Source organism: Escherichia sp. WS568 (assembly GCF_046486085.1).
Classification (GTDB): domain Bacteria; phylum Pseudomonadota; class Gammaproteobacteria; order Enterobacterales; family Enterobacteriaceae; genus Escherichia; species Escherichia coli.
The window spans coordinates 146,389-166,585 of sequence record NZ_JBJQMC010000001.1 but is presented as its reverse complement, the minus strand read 5'-3'; the positions used below and the strand labels follow the sequence as shown (position 1 = coordinate 166,585).

Here is a 20,197-nt window from a genome sequence, read left to right as displayed (position 1 = left end):
AAAAAATGTGGTACAACAACTCAGGCAACACGCAAACGATTTACTCGTCGTATTTCAAATTGCATGTGCTGCGGCTACGTTCGTTCACCCCAGTCACTTACTATTGTAAGCTCCTGGAGTTCACTCGCTTGCCGCCTTCCTGCAACACGAAATCCATAGAGTAAACAAACATCACCTTTCAGTGCGCTATTGCAGCAGCCTGAAAGAACAGTGTATCGACCTACATCACAGACCGCAGGAAAGGGTCAATATAATGATTCCACAGATTTCCCAGGCACCTGGCGTCGTTCAATTGGTGCTTAATTTTTTGCAAGAGCTGGAGCAACAGGGTTTTACTGGCGATACGGCGACAAGTTATGCCGATCGTCTGACAATGTCGACCGACAACAGTATTTACCAACTTCTCCCCGATGCGGTGGTATTTCCGCGTTCAACCGCAGATGTAGCGCTGATCGCCCGTCTTGCCGCGCAGGAACGCTATTCATCGTTGATCTTTACCCCCCGCGGCGGCGGCACCGGCACTAACGGTCAGGCGCTCAACCAGGGGATTATTGTTGATATGTCCCGCCATATGAACCGCATCATCGAAATTAACCCTGCAGAGGGCTGGGTGCGCGTTGAGGCCGGGGTGATAAAAGACCAACTCAATCAGTACCTGAAACCGTTCGGCTACTTTTTTGCGCCGGAGCTTTCGACCAGCAACCGGGCAACGCTCGGCGGGATGATCAATACCGATGCATCCGGTCAGGGATCGCTGGTCTATGGCAAAACGTCAGATCACGTACTTGGCGTACGCGCGGTGTTGTTGGGGGGCGATATTCTCGATACGCAACCTTTACCCGTCGAACTGGCGGAAACGCTGGGTAAATCCAATACCACAATCGGGCGAATTTATAACACGGTTTATCAACGTTGCCGTCAGCAACGCCAGTTAATCATCAACAACTTCCCCAAACTTAACCGCTTTCTTACCGGTTACGATCTGCGTCATGTCTTTAACGATGAGATGACCGAGTTCGATCTGACGCGCATTCTGACGGGTTCAGAAGGGACGCTGGCCTTTATTACCGAAGCGCGGCTGGATATTACGCGCTTGCCTAAAGTGCGGCGTCTGGTGAACGTCAAATATGACTCTTTTGACTCCGCGCTGCGTAACGCGCCGTTTATGGTTGAGGCGCGGGCGCTTTCGGTAGAGACGGTGGACTCAAAAGTGCTGAATCTGGCGCGGGAAGATATTGTCTGGCATTCCGTCAGCGAGTTGATTACCGATGTACCTGACAAAGAAATGCTCGGGCTGAACATTGTGGAATTTGCTGGTGATGATGAGGCGCTGATTGACGAGCGAGTTAATGCACTCTGTGTGCGGCTTGATGAGCTGATTGCCAGCCAACAGGCAGGTGTGATTGGCTGGCAGGTGTGCCGCGAACTGGCGGGCGTTGAACGTATCTATGCGATGCGCAAAAAAGCCGTTGGTCTGCTTGGCAATGCCAAAGGTGCCGCTAAGCCAATTCCGTTTGCTGAGGATACCTGCGTACCGCCGGAACATCTGGCCGATTATATTGCTGAATTTCGCGCGCTGCTCGACAGCCACGGCTTAAGCTACGGTATGTTCGGTCACGTCGACGCAGGTGTCTTGCACGTCCGTCCGGCACTGGATATGTGCGATCCACAACAAGAGATTTTGATGAAGCAAATCTCTGATGACGTGGTGGCGCTGACTGCGAAATACGGTGGTTTGTTGTGGGGCGAGCACGGCAAAGGTTTTCGCGCTGAATACAGCCCGGCGTTTTTCGGTGAGGAACTTTTTGCAGAACTGCGCAAAGTGAAAGCGGCATTTGACCCGCATAACCGACTCAACCCAGGGAAGATTTGCCCGCCAGAAGGTCTCGATGCGCCGATGATGAAAGTGGACGCGGTGAAGCGCGGTACATTTGATCGGCAGATCCCCATTGCGGTACGCCAGCAGTGGCGCGGTGCGATGGAGTGTAACGGCAACGGTTTATGCTTCAACTTTGATGCCCGTAGTCCGATGTGTCCGTCGATGAAGATCACCCAGAACCGGATTCATTCACCGAAAGGGCGCGCAACGCTGGTGCGTGAATGGCTGCGCTTGTTGGCGGATCGCGGCGTTGACCCACTCAAACTGGAACAAGAACTGCCTGAATCCGGCGTCAGTTTACGGACGTTAATTGCCCGCACGCGCAATAGCTGGCATGCGAATAAAGGCGAATACGACTTCTCACACGAAGTCAAAGAGGCTATGTCGGGCTGTCTGGCCTGTAAAGCGTGTTCGACCCAGTGCCCCATCAAAATTGATGTGCCGGAGTTTCGTTCTCGTTTTCTGCAGCTCTATCACACCCGTTATTTACGCCCGCTTCGTGACCACCTCGTTGCTACGGTCGAGAGCTACGCACCGCTGATGGCACGCGCGCCGAAAACCTTTAACTTCTTCATTAACCAGCCGCTGGTGCGCAAACTCTCGGAAAAACATATCGGCATGGTTGATTTGCCACTGCTGTCAGTCCCCTCGCTACAACAACAAATGGTGGGGCATCGCTCGGCGAATATGACGCTGGAACAGCTTGAAGCTCTCAATACAGAGCAGAAAGCGCGCACGGTGTTGGTGGTGCAGGACCCCTTTACCAGCTATTACGATGCGCAAGTGGTGGCGGATTTTGTCCGTCTGGTTGAAAAATTAGGTTTCCAGCCTGTGTTACTGCCATTTTCGCCAAATGGCAAAGCCCAGCATATCAAAGGCTTTCTTAATCGTTTTGCGAAGACGGCGAAAAAGACGGCGGATTTCCTCAACCGTATGGCGAAGCTGGGGATGCCAATGGTGGGCGTCGATCCGGCGCTGGTACTTTGTTATCGCGATGAATATAAACTGGCGCTGGGCGATGAACGTGGCGAGTTTAACGTCTTACTGGCGAATGAATGGCTGGCAAGCGCACTTGACTCACAGCCAGTGGCTACAGTCAGCGGTGAATCATGGTATTTCTTTGGTCACTGTACCGAAGTTACCGCTTTGCCGGGCGCGCCAGCACAATGGGCCGCGATATTTGCCCGTTTTGGCGCGAAACTGGAAAATGTCAGCGTGGGTTGCTGCGGCATGGCAGGGACTTACGGACATGAAGCGAAAAACCATAAAAATTCGCTCGGGATCTATGAGTTATCCTGGCATCAGGCGATGCAGCGACTGCCGCGTAATCGCTGTCTGGCGACCGGATATTCCTGCCGTAGCCAGGTAAAACGGGTCGAAGGCACGGGGGTACGCCATCCTGTGCAGGCTTTACTGGAGATTATTAAATGATATGGAAACGAAAAATCACCCTGGAAGCATTGAATGCTATGGGTGAAGGAAACATGGTGGGGTTGCTGGATATTCGCTTTGAACATATTGGTGATGACACCCTTGAAGCGACAATGCCAGTAGACTCCCGGACAAAGCAGCCTTTCGGGTTGCTGCATGGAGGCGCGTCTGTGGTGCTGGCCGAAAGTATCGGTTCCGTTGCCGGTTATTTATGTACCGAAGGTGAGCAAAAGGTGGTTGGTCTGGAAATCAATGCTAACCACGTCCGCTCGGCACGAGAAGGGCGGGTGCGCGGCGTATGCAAACCGTTGCATCTCGGTTCGCGTCACCAGGTCTGGCAGATTGAAATCTTCGATGAGAAAGGGCGTTTGTGCTGTTCGTCACGATTGACGACCGCCATTTTGTGACGTTGTCACCAGAAAAGTGTGACGCATATTGCTTTTGGTCATTATCTGCACAGTAAACGGTGGTATACTGTGCAGGTCTTGTCTAAAAGCGAGGATGCTATGTCTACTCAACTTGATCCCACCCAGCTGGCCATTGAATTTTTACGCCGTGACCAGAGCAATCTTTCACCTGCCCAATATCTCAAACGTCTGAAACAACTAGAACTTGAATTTGCTGACCTGCTTACTCTCTCTTCTGCTGAATTAAAAGAAGAAATCTACTTTGCCTGGCGTCTGGGCGTGCATTGATCCTGACTTAATGCCGCAAGTTCGCCATATCGACCTGGATTAATCTCCGTCCAGGTTCGATGGCCTTCTTAATACTGCTTATCTACCCGCCTGATATTGTTCAAAAATAATACTAATCGCAGTTTGTGTTAAAACGGCGGGTTAGCTTTATGAGATTATTCTTATCGCCCCTTCAAGAGCTAAGCCACTGAGAGTGCCGGAGATAAGCGCCGGATGGGGTAGAAACCCTTAAGCCTGTGTCGCACAGACTTAAGGGTTTTCTTATTTCTGAACGCTGCACTTTTTTACCTATCTCTTAAATAGTCATTTTCAATACAACTTTTTCTTTTTCATCACAGCCTTAATGCTCCTTAGATAATAATCATTATCTAACAATGAGATACCTAATTCTTAGCGTGCCTGTTAACCCACACATCAGGGTCTATGCTTATTAAAAGCAGGAAAAAAGCATGTTTTACGGTAAAGCCCCTGCGTTTGCTGGGTTGAACTGATAATCATTATCACTAACATGCTGTTATACGCTGAAAGCGATGAAGTGAGGTAAATCGATGGACATGCATTCAGGAACCTTTAATCCACAGGATTTCGCCTGGCAGGGCTTAACGCTGACACCCGCAGCCGCTGTCCACATCCGCGAGCTGGTGGCAAAGCAGCCGGGTATGGTCGGCGTGCGCTTAGGCGTGAAGCAAACGGGCTGCGCGGGCTTTGGCTATGTGCTCGACAGTGTTAGCGAGCCGGACAAAGACGATCTGCTGTTTGAACACGACGGTGCGAAGCTGTTTGTCCCGCTGCAAGCGATGCCGTTTATTGATGGCACGGAAGTCGATTTCGTTCGTGAAGGACTTAATCAGATATTCAAATTTCACAACCCTAAAGCCCAGAATGAATGTGGCTGTGGCGAAAGCTTTGGGGTATAGGCGGTACTATGTCTCGTAATACTGAAGCAACTGACGATGTCAAAACCTGGACCGGCGGCCCGCTGAATTATAAAGAAGGATTCTTCACCCAGTTAGCCACCGATGAGCTGGCAAAGGGGATAAACGAAGAGGTGGTGCGCGCAATTTCGGCGAAGCGTAATGAGCCGGAGTGGATGCTGGAGTTTCGTCTCAACGCCTATCGCGCATGGCTGGAGATGGAAGAACCGCACTGGTTGAAAGCGCACTACGACAAGCTGAATTATCAGGATTACAGCTACTACTCAGCACCATCGTGCGGTAATTGTGACGACAACTGCGCGTCTGAACCCGGCGCGGTGCAGCAAACTGGTGCGAACGCCTTTTTAAGTAAAGAGGTGGAGGCGGCGTTTGAGCAGTTGGGCGTTCCCGTGCGGGAAGGCAAAGAGGTGGCGGTGGATGCCATTTTCGACTCTGTTTCGGTTGCCACCACTTATCGTGAAAAACTGGCGGAGCAGGGAATTATTTTCTGTTCCTTTGGCGAGGCGATCCACGATCACCCGGAACTTGTGCGTAAATATCTCGGCACCGTGGTGCCGGGGAATGACAACTTCTTTGCCGCACTTAATGCGGCGGTAGCCTCTGACGGAACGTTTATTTATGTGCCTAAAGGCGTGCGCTGCCCGATGGAACTTTCCACCTATTTTCGCATTAACGCGGAAAAAACAGGGCAGTTTGAGCGCACCATTCTGGTGGCCGACGAAGACAGCTATGTCAGCTACATTGAAGGCTGTTCCGCTCCGGTGCGTGACAGCTATCAGTTACACGCGGCGGTGGTTGAAGTCATCATCCATAAAAACGCCGAGGTGAAATATTCCACGGTACAAAACTGGTTCCCTGGCGATAACAACACCGGCGGTATTCTCAACTTCGTCACCAAGCGTGCTTTGTGCGAAGGCGAAAACAGCAAAATGTCATGGACGCAATCAGAAACCGGGTCAGCGATTACGTGGAAATATCCCAGTTGCATTTTGCGCGGCGATAACTCCATTGGTGAGTTTTACTCAGTGGCACTGACCAGCGGTCATCAGCAAGCGGATACCGGCACCAAGATGATCCACATCGGTAAAAACACCAAATCGACCATTATCTCGAAAGGGGTCTCTGCCGGACATAGTCAGAACAGTTATCGCGGCTTAGTGAAAATCATGCCGACGGCAACCAATGCGCGCAATTTCACTCAGTGCGACTCAATGCTGATTGGCGCTAATTGTGGGGCGCATACCTTCCCGTATGTCGAATGTCGCAATAACAGCGCACAACTGGAGCACGAGGCAACGACATCACGTATTGGTGAAGATCAACTGTTTTACTGCCTGCAACGCGGGATCAGCGAAGAAGACGCCATCTCGATGATTGTTAACGGTTTCTGCAAAGACGTGTTCTCAGAACTGCCGCTGGAATTTGCCGTTGAAGCACAAAAACTCCTCGCCATCAGTCTTGAACACAGCGTCGGATAAGGAATAAACATGTTAAGTATTAAAGATTTACACGTCAGCGTGGAAGATAAAGCTATCCTGCGTGGATTAAGCCTCGACGTTCGTCCCGGCGAAGTTCACGCCATTATGGGGCCAAACGGTTCTGGCAAAAGTACCTTATCGGCAACGCTTGCCGGGCGAGAAGATTATGAGGTGACGGGCGGCACGGTTGAGTTCAAAGGCAAAGATTTGCTTGCGCTGTCGCCGGAAGATCGTGCAGGTGAAGGCATCTTTATGGCCTTCCAGTATCCGGTGGAAATTCCCGGCGTCAGTAACCAGTTTTTCCTGCAAACGGCACTTAATGCGGTGCGCAGCTATCGCGGCCAGGAAACGCTCGACCGCTTTGATTTTCAGGATTTGATGGAAGAGAAAATCGCTCTCCTGAAGATGCCGGAGGATTTATTAACCCGTTCGGTAAACGTTGGTTTTTCCGGCGGCGAGAAAAAGCGCAACGATATTTTGCAAATGGCGGTGCTGGAACCGGAGTTATGCATTCTTGATGAGTCGGACTCTGGGCTGGATATTGACGCATTAAAAGTGGTTGCCGATGGCGTGAACTCGCTGCGTGACGGCAAGCGTTCATTCATCATTGTTACGCACTACCAACGCATTCTCGACTACATCAAGCCTGATTACGTCCATGTGCTGTATCAGGGACGAATTGTGAAATCCGGCGATTTCACGTTGGTCAAACAACTGGAGGAGCAGGGTTATGGCTGGCTTACCGAACAGCAGTAACGCACTGCAACAGTGGCATCATTTGTTTGAAGCTGAAGTGGCGAAACGCTCCCCGCAAGCACAGCAGCATTTACAACAATTGCTGCGTACCGGACTGCCGACACGTAAACATGAAAACTGGAAATATACGCCGCTGGAAGGGCTGACCAATAGCCGGTTTGTCAGCATTGCGGGAGAGATATCCCCACAGCAGCGAGATGCCTTAGCGTTAACGTTAGACGCCGTGCGGCTGGTGTTTGTCGATGGACGTTACGTGTCAGCACTGAGCGATGCGACTGAAGGCAGCGGGTATGAAGTGAGCATTAACGACGACCGTCAGGGGTTACCCGACGCTATTCAGGCGGAAGTGTTTCTGCATTTGACGGAAAGCCTGGCGCAAAGCGTGACGCATATCGCCGTGAAGCGCGGTCAACGACCGGCAAAGCCATTGCTGTTAATGCATATCACCCAGGGCGTGGCAGGTGAAGAGGTGAATACTGCCCATTACCGACATCATCTGGATCTGGCGGAAGGTGCCGAAGCAACGGTGATCGAACATTTTGTCAGCCTTAATGATGCTCGTCACTTCACCGGCGCACGGTTCACTATCAACGTCGCAGCGAACGCCCACTTGCAGCATATCAAGCTGGCGTTTGAAAACCCGGTCAGTCACCACTTTGCCCATAACGATTTGTTGCTGGCTGACGATGCCACCGCATTTAGCCACAGTTTCCTGCTGGGTGGCGCAGTGTTACGACACAACACCAGTACGCAACTCAATGGCGAAAACAGCACGCTGCGGATCAATAGCCTGGCGATGCCGGTGAAAAACGAGGTGTGTGATACCCGTACCTGGCTGGAACACAATAAAGGTTTTTGTAACAGTCGACAGTTGCATAAAACTATCGTCAGCGACAAAGGCCGCGCGGTATTTAACGGTTTGATCAACGTCGCGCAGCACGCCATCAAAACGGATGGTCAGATGACCAACAATAATCTGCTGATGGGCAAACTGGCGGAAGTGGATACGAAACCGCAGCTGGAAATCTATGCAGATGATGTGAAATGCAGCCACGGCGCGACGGTGGGGCGTATTGATGATGAACAGATGTTCTATCTGCGCTCGCGCGGGATCAATCAGCAGGATGCCCAGCAGATGATCATTTACGCCTTTGCTGCTGAACTGACGGAAGCACTGCGTGATGAGGGTCTTAAACAGCAGGTGCTGGCCCGAATCGGTCAACGGCTGCCAGGAGGTGCAAGATGACTTTTTCCGTCGACAAAGTGCGGGCCGACTTTCCGGTGCTTTCTCGTGAGGTGAACGGTTTGCCGCTGGCTTATCTCGACAGCGCCGCCAGTGCACAGAAACCGAGCCAGGTGATTGACGCCGAGGCCGAGTTTTATCGTCATGGCTACGCGGCGGTGCATCGCGGTATTCATACCTTAAGCGCCCAGGCGACCGAGAAAATGGAGAACGTGCGCAAGCGGGCATCGCTGTTTATTAATGCCCGTTCGGCGGAAGAGCTGGTGTTCGTCCGCGGCACGACGGAAGGGATCAATCTGGTCGCCAATAGCTGGGGTAACAGCAATGTGCGGGCGGGCGATAACATCATCATCAGTCAGATGGAGCACCACGCTAACATTGTCCCCTGGCAGATGCTTTGCGCACGCGTTGGCGCAGAGCTGCGTGTGATCCCGCTCAACCCCGACGGTACGCTGCAACTGGAGATGCTACCTAATCTGTTCGATGAGAAAACTCGCCTGCTGGCAATTACTCATGTCTCCAACGTGCTGGGAACGGAAAATCCGCTGGCGGAAATGATCACGCTTGCGCACCAGCATGGCGCAAAAGTGCTGGTGGATGGCGCTCAGGCGGTGATGCATCATCCGGTGGATGTTCAGGCGCTGGATTGCGATTTTTACGTGTTTTCCGGGCATAAACTGTATGGCCCCACCGGGATTGGCATTCTTTATGTCAAAGAAGCCTTGTTGCAGGAGATGCCGCCGTGGGAAGGGGGCGGTTCTATGATCGCCACCGTCAGCCTGAGTGAAGGCACTACCTGGACCAAAGCACCATGGCGGTTTGAAGCCGGTACACCCAATACCGGGGGCATCATTGGTCTTGGCGCGGCGCTGGAGTATGTGTCGGCGCTGGGGCTTAATAACATAGCCGAGTATGAACAGAATCTGATGCACTACGCGCTATCACAGCTGGAATCTGTACCGGATCTCACTCTCTATGGCCCGCAGAACAGGCTTGGCGTTATTGCTTTTAATCTCGGTAAACACCACGCCTATGATGTTGGCAGTTTTCTCGATAACTACGGCATTGCTGTGCGTACCGGACATCACTGCGCAATGCCATTGATGGCCTATTACAACGTTCCTGCTATGTGTCGGGCGTCGCTGGCCATGTATAACACCCATGAAGAAGTGGATCGTCTGGTGACCGGCCTGCAACGTATTCACCGTTTGCTGGGATAACAGGGAGGCACTATGGCTTTATTGCCGGATAAAGAAAAATTGCTGCGTAATTTTTTACGCTGCGCCAACTGGGAAGAGAAATATCTCTACATTATTGAGCTGGGCCAGCGTCTGCCAGAATTACGCGACGAAGACCGAAGCCCACAAAATAGCATTCAGGGCTGCCAGAGTCAGGTGTGGATTGTCATGCGCCAGAATGCGCAGGGAATTATTGAATTGCAGGGTGACAGCGATGCGGCGATTGTGAAAGGGCTAATTGCGGTCGTCTTTATTCTCTACGATCAGATGACGCCGCAGGATATTGTCAATTTCGATGTGCGCCCGTGGTTTGAAAAAATGGCGCTCACCCAACATCTCACCCCCTCTCGTTCACAAGGTCTGGAAGCGATGATTCGCGCAATTCGCGCCAAAGCCGCTGCACTTAGCTAAACTAAAGGGACAGCTTTCATCCGGTTGGCTCACATTGCCGGATGGTCAATGTTTACACTGACCTGCACAGGAGTGTTTAGGTTTCAGGTGAACATAAGCGCCATCCGACGTTTCAGCGTGAGTCTCCGGCAAATACAGGAGGTTTACAATGAAACGCGCGTCTTTGCTTACACTCACGCTTATCGGCGCTTTTAGCGCCATCCAGGCTGCCTGGGCGGTTGATTATCCGCTACCACCAACCGGAAGCCGACTGGTTGGGCAAAATCAAACGTATACGGTGCAAGAAGGGGATAAAAACCTTCAGGCCATCGCCCGACGTTTTGATACTGCGGCAATGTTGATCCTTGAAGCCAATAACACTATCGCCCCGGTGCCAAAACCTGGTACGACGATAACTATTCCTTCGCAACTGTTATTACCTGATGCGCCGCGTCAGGGGATTATCGTTAACCTGGCAGAGCTGCGCCTTTATTATTATCCGCCGGGAGAAAATATCGTGCAGGTCTATCCGATAGGTATTGGTTTGCAGGGGCTGGAAACGCCAGTGATGGAAACGCGTGTGGGGCAGAAAATCCCTAACCCAACCTGGACGCCTACGGCGGGCATTCGTCAGCGTTCGTTGGAGCGTGGCATTAAATTACCGCCAGTCGTTCCTGCCGGGCCAAATAACCCACTAGGACGTTACGCACTGCGCCTCGCGCATGGTAATGGCGAATACCTCATTCATGGCACCAGTGCGCCGGACAGCGTCGGTTTGCGCGTCAGTTCGGGCTGTATTCGCATGAATGCGCCGGATATTAAAGCCTTATTCTCCAGCGTGCGGACGGGAACGCCGGTGAAAGTGATCAACGAACCGGTGAAATATTCCGTGGAACCGAACGGGATGCGTTATGTTGAAGTACATCGACCACTATCAGCAGAAGAACAGCAGAACGTTCAGACAATGCCATACACGCTGCCAGCAGGCTTTACGCAATTTAAAGACAATAAGGCTGTAGATCAGAAGTTAGTCGATAAAGCGTTGTATCGTCGGGCAGGGTATCCGGTTGCGGTGAGCAGTGGAGCAACTCCCGCAGCCAGCAATACGCCTTCAGTAGAGTCAGCGCAGAATGGTGAACCAGAGCAAGGGAATATGTTACGCGCGACGCAGTAGCGGTAAATGGCAGGCAAAAAAAATGGCGCACAATGTGCGCCATTTTTCACTTCACAGGTACTATTACTTGCGGTATTTAGTAGCCATGTTGTCCAGACGCTGGTTAGCACGAGCTGCGTCATCTTTAGCAGCCTGAACGTCGGAACGCATTGCGTTCACGTCGTTGCTCAGCTGGTCAACTTTAGCGTTCAGAGTCTGAACGTCAGAAGACAGCTGATCGATTTTAGCGTTGCTGGAGCAACCTGCCAGCAGAGTAGAACCCAGGATTACCGCGCCCAGTACCAGTTTAGTAGCTTTCATTATTAATACCCTCTAGATTGAGTTAATCTCCATGTAGCGTTACAAGTATTACACAAAGTTTTTTATGTTGAGAATATTTTTTTGATGGGAAGGCACTTATTTTTGATCGTTCGCTCAAAGAAGCATCGAACGCTGGGTTTTAGATAAAAAAATTGAGAGAAAACAGGATGCTTCCATCGGATTCATCTTAGATAAAGTGAGATTATATAGTGAAATCCGATTTGATTTTTTATTGCTTCTGGTTATCGATTAAATAAAAAAAGCGCCCATCAGGGCGCTTCGATATACAAATTAATTCACAAAAGCAATATTACAGGACGTGAACAGATGCGGTGTTAGTAGTGCCGCTCGGTACCAGTGCACCAGAAACCATAACTACAACGTCACCTTTGTGTGCCAGACCGCTCTGCAGAGCCAGTTCTTTACCCAGACGGTAGAAATCATCAGTAGAAGTGATCTCTTTAACCAGCTGCGGCACAACGCCTTTGCTCAGTACCAACTGATGAGCCGTTTTTTCGTTGGTGGTCAGTGCCAGGATGGTGGCATCCGGGAAGTATTTACGTACTGCGCGAGCAGATTTACCGCCCTGGGTAGCAACCACGATCAGCGGAGCATCCAGTTTTTCAGCAGTTTCAACGGCACCACGGCATACCGCTTCGGTAATGCGCAGTTTACGGTTGTCATTGTTGAACTCGAGACGGCTGTTCATCACGCGGTCGGTACGTTCGCAGATGGTCGCCATGATAGAAACCGCTTCCAGCGGGTATTTACCTTTTGCGGATTCACCAGACAGCATCACTGCGTCAGTACCGTCGAGGATGGCGTTTGCAACGTCACCGGCTTCTGCGCGAGTCGGGCGTGGGTTTTTGATCATGGAATCCAGCATCTGGGTCGCAGTGATAACGACTTTACGTGCACGGATACATTTTTCGATCATCATCTTCTGGGCGAAGATAACTTCTTCTACCGGGATTTCTACACCCAGGTCGCCACGCGCAACCATGATGCCGTCAGAGGCTTCGAGGATTTCGTCGAAGTTGTTGAGGCCTTCCTGGTTTTCGATTTTGGAGATGATGTGGATGTTTTCGCCGCCGTGCGCTTTCAGGTGCTCACGGATTTCGATAACGTCAGAACGCTTACGAATAAAGGAAGCAGCGACAAAGTCTACGCCTTGTTCGCAACCAAAGATCAGGTCCTGTTTGTCTTTTTCAGCCAGTGCTGGCAGGGCAATGGAAACGCCAGGCAGGTTCACACCTTTGTTTTCACCCAGGTCGCCGTTGTTCAGCACTTTACAGATAACTTTGTTACCTTCAATGGCAGTAACTTCCATACCGATCAGACCATCGTCAACCAGTACGGTGTTGCCAACAGACAGGTCAGTTGTGAAACCTTCATACGTTACCGCAACCATTTCGCTGTTGCCGATAACAGATTTATCAGTAGTGAAAGTAAAGGTCTGACCAGCTTTCAGAGAAACGTCGTTACCGCCTTCCAGTTTCATGGTGCGGATTTCCGGACCTTTGGTATCAAGCAGGATAGCGGCGGTTTTACCAGTTTTGCTCATCACGTTGCGCAGATTCTGAATGCGCTGACCGTGTTCTGCATAGTCACCATGAGAGAAGTTCAGACGCATAACGTTCATGCCAGCGTCCAGCATTTTAGCTAACATCTCTTCAGATTCGGTTTTCGGTCCGATGGTGCAAACAATTTTGGTCTTTTTCATGACAGTCTTAGTCTTTAAGTTGAGAAGGATGGGAGAAACTTGCTTTCTGGGCGCACTGCCGGAAAGCGAATCCGGTATTACGAAAGTGGTGGTGCCTCGCTCTAAGGATAGGTGACATCGAAAAAGCGTGCAGAGGAATGTGTGCTTGTGTCTCAGCCCAACGTGAGTGCCTGTTTTTGAGTCGTTGAGTTCTACAGTCCAAAGTGCTGAAACCATTCAAGAGTCAATTGGCGCGCATTATACGCTGAAATTAATCCAAAAGGAAAACAAAAACAGCGTTTCAAAAAATATACAACTTGTTAGACAATAAATTGTTATCAAAGATTTAACGTTCCAGGGAAAAGGTTACGCAAAAACTTCGCTGTTTGCGCAACGTCTGGTGCCGGGGTTGTCACTGTGAAGATAAGTGAAAGTTCATCCGGTGTATAAATACATCATCGCTCAATTGCTACAGTTAAAATAATTTATCGCGTTATTTGTCTGATTTTGTTTGATTTTTGTCTAATTGGCTAGATTGATATATGCTGATAGTTGGCATGATAAATAGGTATAAAGAATGGGAAATCGGACAAAAGAGGATGAACTGTACCGAGAAATGTGCAGAGTTGTCGGTAAAGTTGTGCTGGAAATGCGCGATCTGGGGCAGGAACCAAAGCATATTGTTATCGCAGGCGTATTACGTACAGCATTAGCCAATAAACGCATTCAGCGCAGTGAGCTGGAAAAGCAGGCGATGGAAACCGTCATTAACGCACTGGTAAAATGACCATTCAGGATGAGGCGATAAGCTTCATCCTGATATTCTTGCTTCAGTTGCGGTCGAGTTAATCATTCTAAATAACAACTGCTGAAATTATACGAATTTCGATATGTGTTTTAATTTATAACGATAATATTATTTTTGTTTTCTGCAATGACCGTCACAAATAATTGTCGCTTAAGTTAAATTTATTTCAAATGATAATAAATATCAGTTCACTTATAATTTCTTGCTTTGTGATTTTAATTGATAACGATCAATGTTAAGGGCTCAGAATAATCACATTATTTTTTCTCCTAACCATAAAGGATTAGTTTATCGGCGTTAAATCTTTTCTCATACACTATCAGGTTAGGGAAAATATCTGGTGTTGAGGACAGAGTCAGCAGCGTATTAGTTGAATGCTTAATATCAATCTGCTGAATTGTCAGCACTGTGTTTGCGAAGAGGATGCGAAATAAATGAACCCGGTTGATCGTCCACTATTAGATATTGGCTTAACGCGATTAGAATTCTTGCGTATATCAGGAAAAGGCCTTGCTGGTTTAACAATTGCCCCTGCGTTACTGTCACTTTTGGGTTGCAAACAGGAAGATATTGATAGCGGCACAGTAGGGTTGATAAATACACCCAAAGGAGTGCTGGTGACCCAACGTGCTCGATGCACGGGTTGCCACCGCTGTGAAATCTCTTGTACCAACTTCAACGATGGCTCAGTAGGGACATTCTTCTCCCGTATCAAAATCCATCGCAATTATTTCTTTGGCGATAACGGGGTTGGCTCTGGTGGTGGCCTGTATGGCGATCTCAACTATACCGCGGACACCTGCCGTCAATGCAAAGAACCGCAATGCATGAATGTCTGCCCGATTGGTGCGATTACCTGGCAACAGAAAGAAGGCTGTATTACCGTCGATCATAAACGTTGTATTGGCTGTAGCGCCTGTACGACGGCGTGCCCGTGGATGATGGCCACCGTAAATACCGAAAGTAAAAAATCCTCGAAATGTGTGTTATGCGGTGAATGCGCAAACGCCTGCCCAACAGGGGCGTTAAAAATAATCGAGTGGAAAGATATTACTGTGTGAATCTTGCAAAGGAAAAAATCATGGCTAACGGTTGGACAGGTAATATATTAAGAGTCAATCTCACGACAGGAAATATTACCCTCGAAGATTCCAGTAAGTTTAAAAGTTTTGTCGGTGGTATGGGCTTCGGCTACAAAATTATGTATGACGAAGTACCGCCAGGCACGAAACCTTTCGATGAAGCGAATAAATTAGTCTTTGCTACCGGCCCATTAACTGGATCTGGTGCCCCCTGTAGTTCTCGTGTAAATATCACCTCACTTTCTACTTTTACCAAAGGAAATTTAGTCGTCGATGCCCATATGGGTGGCTTTTTTGCAGCGCAAATGAAATTCGCTGGCTACGACGTCATTATTATCGAAGGGAAAGCGAAATCACCGGTATGGCTGAAGATTAAAGATGACAAAGTTAGCCTGGAAAAAGCCGATTTCTTATGGGGAAAAGGGACGCGCGCAACGACGGAAGAAATTTGTCGCTTGACCAGTCCGGAAACCTGTGTGGCGGCTATTGGTCAGGCTGGGGAAAACCTTGTTCCTCTCTCTGGCATGTTGAATAGCCGTAACCACAGCGGTGGTGCGGGAACTGGCGCAATAATGGGTTCGAAAAACCTGAAAGCGATTGCGGTTGAAGGGACGAAAGGGGTCAACATTGCCGATCGTCAGGAGATGAAGCGTCTCAACGATTACATGATGACTGAACTTATCGGTGCGAATAACAACCATGTCGTGCCAAGTACGCCGCAATCGTGGGCAGAGTATTCAGATCCCAAGTCACGTTGGACAGCACGTAAAGGGCTGTTTTGGGGCGCGGCTGAAGGTGGTCCGATTGAAACGGGGGAAATTCCGCCAGGCAATCAGAATACGGTCGGCTTTCGTACCTATAAATCCGTTTTTGACTTAGGTCCGGCGGCAGAGAAATACACAGTAAAAATGAGCGGCTGCCACTCTTGCCCGATCCGTTGTATGACCCAAATGAATATTCCTCGGGTGAAAGAGTTTGGCGTGCCTGGCACCGGTGGTAACACTTGTGTAGCAAACTTTGTCCATACCACCATCTTCCCAAACGGGCCGAAAGATTTTGAAGATAAAGACGATGGTCGTGTGATTGGTAACCTGGTTGGTCTGAATCTATTCGATGACTACGGCCTATGGTGTAACTATGGGCAGCTGCATCGCGACTTTACTTATTGTTACAGCAAAGGGGTGTTCAAGCGTGTTCTACCAGCTGAAGAGTATGCGGAAATTCGCTGGGATCAACTGGAAGCGGGTGACGTTAACTTCATTAAAGATTTTTACTACCGTCTGGCGCATCGTGTGGGTGAGCTGAGTCACCTGGCTGATGGTTCATATGCCATCGCAGAACGCTGGAATTTGGGTGAAGAGTACTGGGGCTACGCGAAAAATAAACTCTGGTCGCCGTTTGGCTATCCGGTTCACCATGCCAATGAAGCGTCAGCGCAGGTCGGTTCCATTGTTAACTGTATGTTCAACCGTGACTGCATGACGCATACCCATATCAACTTTATTGGTTCCGGCTTGCCATTGAAACTGCAACGTGAAGTGGCGAAAGAACTTTTTGGTTCTGAAGATGCTTACGACGAAACCAAAAACTACACGCCAATCAATGACGCAAAAATTAAATATGCTAAGTGGTCGCTGCTGAGGGTCTGTTTGCATAACGCCGTCACCCTGTGCAACTGGGTCTGGCCAATGACCGTTTCGCCGCTGAAAAGCCGTAATTATCGGGGCGATCTGGCGTTTGAAGCCAAATTCTTCAAAGCGATCACTGGCGAAGATATGACTCAGGAAAAATTAGATTTAGCTGCAGAGCGTATCTTTACGTTGCATCGCGCCTACACGGTAAAACTGATGCAAACCAAAGATATGCGTAATGAACACGATCTTATCTGTTCCTGGGTATTCGACAAGGATCCGCAGATCCCGGTCTTTACTGAAGGTACTGACAAAATGGATCGTGACGATATGCATGCTTCGCTCACGATGTTCTACAAAGAAATGGGCTGGGACCCACAGCTTGGTTGTCCGACCCGCGAAACATTGCAGCGTCTGGGGCTGGAAGATATTGCCGTCGATCTGGCAGCACACAATCTACTGCCCGCGTAAGGAATGGGAGAGATGAACCATCAGGATGAATTGCCGTTAGCGGAAGTCAGTGAAATTGATGAGGCGAAGCGGCAATGGTTGCAGGGGATGCGTCACCCCGTTGATACGGTAACCGAACCAGAACCGGCTGAAATCCTGGCAGAGTTCATTCGCCAGCATTCTGCGGCTGGGCAGCTGGTGGCGCGCACCGTGTTTCTCTCGCCACCCTATTCGGTTGCAGAAGAGGAACTGCCAGTTTTGCTGGAAAACATTAAGCAGAACGGAGACTACGCGGATATCGCGTGTATGACGGGAAGCCAGGATGATTACTATTACTCAACGCAGGCCATGAGTGAAAACTACGCGGCGATGTCTTTGCAAGTTGTGGAGCAGGACATTTGTCGTGCCATTGCACACGCCGTTCGTTTTGAGTGCCAGACGTATCCTCGTCCTTACAAAGTCGCCATGCTGATGCAAGCGCCATATTACTTCCAGGAAGCGCAGATTGAAGCCGCGATCGCCGCGATGGATGTTGCACCTGAATATGCCGATATACGGCAGGTGGAGTCATCGACGGCGGTGTTGTACTTGTTTAGCGAGCGATTTATGACCTATGGCAAGGCGTATGGCTTATGCGAATGGTTCGAGGTAGAGCAGTTTCAGAACCCCTGAAATTTCAGGGAGATGTCATGGATAGGGTGGACAGTTGCAGCCACTGCATTAGGGGATAATCAGATGTCCTTCACTCGACGCAAATTTGTTCTGGGGATGGGAACAGTAATCTTTTTTACTGGTTCTGCGTCTTCTCTGTTAGCGAACACGAGGCAAGAAAAGAAAGTTCGGTATGCCATGATTCATGACGAGTCACGGTGCAATGGCTGTAATATTTGCGCCCGCGCATGCCGTAAAACCAATCACGTCCCCGCTCAGGGAAGCCGTTTATCGATAGCACACATTCCAGTCACCGATAACGACAACGAAACGCAGTATCACTTTTTTCGCCAGTCATGTCAGCACTGCGAAGATGCTCCGTGCATCGACGTTTGTCCGACAGCGGCATCGTGGCGTGATGAGCAGGGGATCGTACGGGTAGAAAAATCGCAGTGCATCGGCTGCAGTTATTGCATTGGCGCTTGTCCTTACCAGGTTCGCTACCTTAACCCTGTCACTAAAGTGGCAGATAAATGTGATTTCTGCGCTGAGTCCCGACTGGCAAAAGGCTTTCCGCCCATTTGCGTCAGCGCCTGCCCGGAACACGCCTTGATCTTTGGTCGCGAAGATAGCCCAGAAATTCAGGCGTGGTTGCAGGAAAATAAATACTATCAATATCAGCTACCTGGTGCCGGGAAACCGCACCTGTATCGCCGGTTCGGTCAACATTTGATTAAAAAGGAAAATGTATGAACCCGTCGCAACATGCTGAACAGTTTCAGAGCCAGTTGGCGAACTATGTGCCACAGTTCACTCCCCAATTTTGGCCGGTGTGGTTGATCATTGCCGGACTATTGCTGGTAGGGATGTGGTTGGTGCTGGGGCTGCATGCCTTGCTTCGTGCTCGTGGCGTGAAGAAATCAGCCACCGACCATGGTGAGAAGGTTTATCTTTACAGCAAAGCGGTCAGATTATGGCACTGGTCGAATGCGTTACTCTTTGTATTGTTGCTGGCAAGTGGGCTGATAAATCACTTTGCGCTGGTGGGCGCAACTGCGGTTAAAAGTCTGGTTGCGGTGCATGAAGTTTGCGGATTTTTGTTACTGGCATGCTGGCTTGGCTTTGTTCTGATCAATGCCGTTGGGGGTAATGGTCACCACTATCGCATTCGTCGTCAGGGGTGGCTGGAGCGAGCGGCAAAACAAACGCGATTCTATTTGTTTGGCATTATGCAGGGGGAAGAACATCCTTTCCCGGCAACAACCCAGTCTAAATTTAATCCCTTACAGCAGGTTGCCTATATTGGTGTCATGTATGGATTGCTGCCGTTGTTACTATTGACGGGGCTGCTGTGTCTCTATCCGCAAGCCGTGGGAGATGTGTTTCCTGGCGTAAGATACTGGTTATTGCAGGCGCATTTTGCTCTGGCATTTATAAGTCTCTTTTTTATCTTCGGTCATCTTTATCTTTGCACCACGGGGCGTACGCCACACGAAACCTTTAAAAGCATGGTCGATGGCTATCACCGGCACTAACGAATGATCATTACACGAGCAGACCTGCGAGAATGGCGTATCGGAGCGGTGATGTATCGCTGGTTCCTGCGCCATTTCCCACGCGGCGGTAGTTATGCCGATATTCATCATGCACTGATTGAGGAAGGATATACGGACTGGGCGGAGAGTCTGGTTGAGTATGCGTGGAAAAAATGGCTGGCGGATGAAAACTTCGCGCATCAGGAAGTTTCTTCTATGCAAAAACTGGCCACAGATCCCGGAGAGAGAGCATTTTGCAGTCAGTTTGCCCGCAGCGACGATCATGCTCGCATCGGCTGTTGTGAGGATAATGCCAGAATCGCAACCGCTGGGTATGCCGCGCAAATTGCCAGTATGGGTTATAGCGTGCGGATTGGAAGTGTCGGCTTTAACAGTCACATTGGCAGCTCCGGTGAACGCGCACGGGTTGCTGTAACCGGTAATTCTTCGCGGATAAGCAGCGCTGGAGATAGTAGTCGGATTGCGAATACCGGAATGCGAGTACGCGTTTGTACATTGGGTGAACGGTGTCATGTCGCCAGTAATGGTGATCTGGTGCAAATCGCCAGCTTTGGCGCAAACGCCAGAATTGCCAACAGCGGCGACAATGTACACATCATTGCCAGCGGTGAAAATTCAACGGTAGTGAGCACGGGCGTGGTCGACTCAATTATTCTCGGGCCAGGAGGAAGCGCCGCACTGGCATATCATGACGGTGAAAGAGTTCGCTTCGCCGTCGCCATTGAAGGTGAAAACAATATTCGAGCCGGAGTCCGCTATCGTCTTAATGAACAGCATCAGTTTGTTGAGTGCTGATAG

20 protein-coding genes are annotated in these 20,197 nt (G+C 49.9%); 17 read left to right on the top strand and 3 right to left on the bottom strand.

Annotation, left to right across the window (positions count from 1 at the left end; translation table 11 throughout):
- Positions 1-253: 253 nt before the first annotated feature.
- From ACJHWR_RS00800 to ldtE, 10 genes are all read left to right on the top strand, one after another.
- Entirely contained in the window at positions 254-3,310 is a 3,057-nt protein-coding gene (locus ACJHWR_RS00800; protein WP_000612938.1) for an FAD-binding and (Fe-S)-binding domain-containing protein, read from the top strand.
- A complete protein-coding gene (gene menI, locus ACJHWR_RS00795; RefSeq protein ID WP_000637986.1) occupies positions 3,307-3,717 on the top strand; it encodes a 1,4-dihydroxy-2-naphthoyl-CoA hydrolase in 411 nt (136 codons plus the stop codon). The genes ACJHWR_RS00800 and menI overlap by 4 nt, the downstream gene beginning before the upstream one ends.
- Before the next feature lie 99 nt (positions 3,718-3,816).
- Positions 3,817-4,005, top strand: a complete 189-nt coding sequence (locus tag ACJHWR_RS00790) for a YdiH family protein (RefSeq protein WP_001296104.1) — start codon at positions 3,817-3,819, stop codon at positions 4,003-4,005.
- A 548-nt stretch (positions 4,006-4,553) separates the two neighbouring features.
- Positions 4,554-4,922: a Fe-S cluster assembly scaffold SufA gene (gene sufA, locus ACJHWR_RS00785; protein WP_000367171.1), complete on the top strand. Its 369-nt coding sequence runs from the start codon at positions 4,554-4,556 to the stop codon at positions 4,920-4,922.
- Between the two features lie 8 nt (positions 4,923-4,930).
- Entirely contained in the window at positions 4,931-6,418 is a 1,488-nt protein-coding gene (gene sufB / locus ACJHWR_RS00780; protein WP_001590182.1) for a Fe-S cluster assembly protein SufB, read from the top strand.
- Between the two features lie 9 nt (positions 6,419-6,427).
- Positions 6,428-7,174 carry a Fe-S cluster assembly ATPase SufC gene (gene sufC, locus ACJHWR_RS00775; RefSeq protein ID WP_000948872.1) on the top strand — a complete coding sequence of 249 codons (747 nt, stop codon included), beginning with the start codon at positions 6,428-6,430 and terminating at the stop codon, positions 7,172-7,174.
- Entirely contained in the window at positions 7,149-8,420 is a 1,272-nt protein-coding gene (gene sufD / locus ACJHWR_RS00770; RefSeq protein WP_000908032.1) for a Fe-S cluster assembly protein SufD, read from the top strand. Before sufC ends, sufD begins: the two co-directional genes overlap by 26 nt.
- The gene (sufS, locus tag ACJHWR_RS00765; protein WP_000144556.1) at positions 8,417-9,637 is read left to right on the top strand and encodes a cysteine desulfurase SufS; all 1,221 of its coding nucleotides are present in this window, start codon (positions 8,417-8,419) and stop codon (positions 9,635-9,637) included. The genes sufD and sufS overlap by 4 nt, the downstream gene beginning before the upstream one ends.
- Positions 9,638-9,649: 12 nt before the next feature.
- Entirely contained in the window at positions 9,650-10,066 is a 417-nt protein-coding gene (gene sufE, locus ACJHWR_RS00760; RefSeq protein ID WP_001196530.1) for a cysteine desulfuration protein SufE, read from the top strand.
- Between the two features lie 148 nt (positions 10,067-10,214).
- A complete protein-coding gene (gene ldtE, locus ACJHWR_RS00755) occupies positions 10,215-11,219 on the top strand; it encodes a L,D-transpeptidase LdtE (protein ID WP_000817097.1) in 1,005 nt (334 codons plus the stop codon).
- Positions 11,220-11,282: 63 nt separating this feature from the next.
- Here ldtE and lpp read toward each other — a convergent pair whose 3' ends face one another.
- The 3 genes from lpp to ACJHWR_RS00740 all read right to left on the bottom strand — a co-directional run bounded on the left by lpp (position 11,283) and on the right by ACJHWR_RS00740 (position 13,444).
- Positions 11,283-11,519, bottom strand: coding sequence for a murein lipoprotein Lpp (gene lpp / locus ACJHWR_RS00750; protein ID WP_000648420.1), 237 nt, complete (start codon positions 11,517-11,519; stop codon positions 11,283-11,285).
- Positions 11,520-11,829: 310 nt separating this feature from the next.
- Positions 11,830-13,242, bottom strand: coding sequence for a pyruvate kinase PykF (gene pykF, locus ACJHWR_RS00745; RefSeq protein ID WP_001295403.1), 1,413 nt, complete (start codon positions 13,240-13,242; stop codon positions 11,830-11,832).
- Positions 13,243-13,249: 7 nt separating this feature from the next.
- The gene (locus tag ACJHWR_RS00740; RefSeq protein ID WP_240806354.1) at positions 13,250-13,444 is read right to left on the bottom strand and encodes a protein YnhH; all 195 of its coding nucleotides are present in this window, start codon (positions 13,442-13,444) and stop codon (positions 13,250-13,252) included.
- 354 nt (positions 13,445-13,798) lie between these two features.
- Here ACJHWR_RS00740 and fumD point away from each other — a divergent pair, with 354 nt between their 5' ends.
- The 7 genes from fumD (at position 13,799) to ydhT (ending at position 20,194) form a co-directional block, all read left to right on the top strand.
- Complete coding sequence (fumD, locus tag ACJHWR_RS00735; protein ID WP_000528342.1) at positions 13,799-14,008, top strand: fumarate hydratase FumD; 210 nt, start codon at positions 13,799-13,801, stop codon at positions 14,006-14,008.
- A gap of 455 nt (positions 14,009-14,463) precedes the next feature.
- Entirely contained in the window at positions 14,464-15,090 is a 627-nt protein-coding gene (locus tag ACJHWR_RS00730) for a ferredoxin-like protein (RefSeq protein WP_001070230.1), read from the top strand.
- 20 nt (positions 15,091-15,110) lie between these two features.
- A complete protein-coding gene (locus ACJHWR_RS00725; RefSeq protein ID WP_001273504.1) occupies positions 15,111-17,213 on the top strand; it encodes an aldehyde ferredoxin oxidoreductase in 2,103 nt (700 codons plus the stop codon).
- Between the two features lie 12 nt (positions 17,214-17,225).
- The gene (locus ACJHWR_RS00720; RefSeq protein WP_012311779.1) at positions 17,226-17,864 is read left to right on the top strand and encodes a YdhW family putative oxidoreductase system protein; all 639 of its coding nucleotides are present in this window, start codon (positions 17,226-17,228) and stop codon (positions 17,862-17,864) included.
- Positions 17,865-17,927: 63 nt separating this feature from the next.
- Positions 17,928-18,596, top strand: coding sequence for a 4Fe-4S dicluster domain-containing protein (locus ACJHWR_RS00715; protein WP_001361451.1), 669 nt, complete (start codon positions 17,928-17,930; stop codon positions 18,594-18,596).
- On the top strand, positions 18,593-19,378 hold the full coding sequence (gene phsC / locus ACJHWR_RS00710; RefSeq protein WP_001070009.1) for a thiosulfate reductase cytochrome B subunit: 786 nt from the start codon (positions 18,593-18,595) through the stop codon (positions 19,376-19,378). The genes ACJHWR_RS00715 and phsC overlap by 4 nt, the downstream gene beginning before the upstream one ends.
- A gap of 3 nt (positions 19,379-19,381) precedes the next feature.
- Complete coding sequence (gene ydhT / locus ACJHWR_RS00705; protein ID WP_000587573.1) at positions 19,382-20,194, top strand: protein YdhT; 813 nt, start codon at positions 19,382-19,384, stop codon at positions 20,192-20,194.
- Positions 20,195-20,197: the final 3 nt, after the last annotated feature.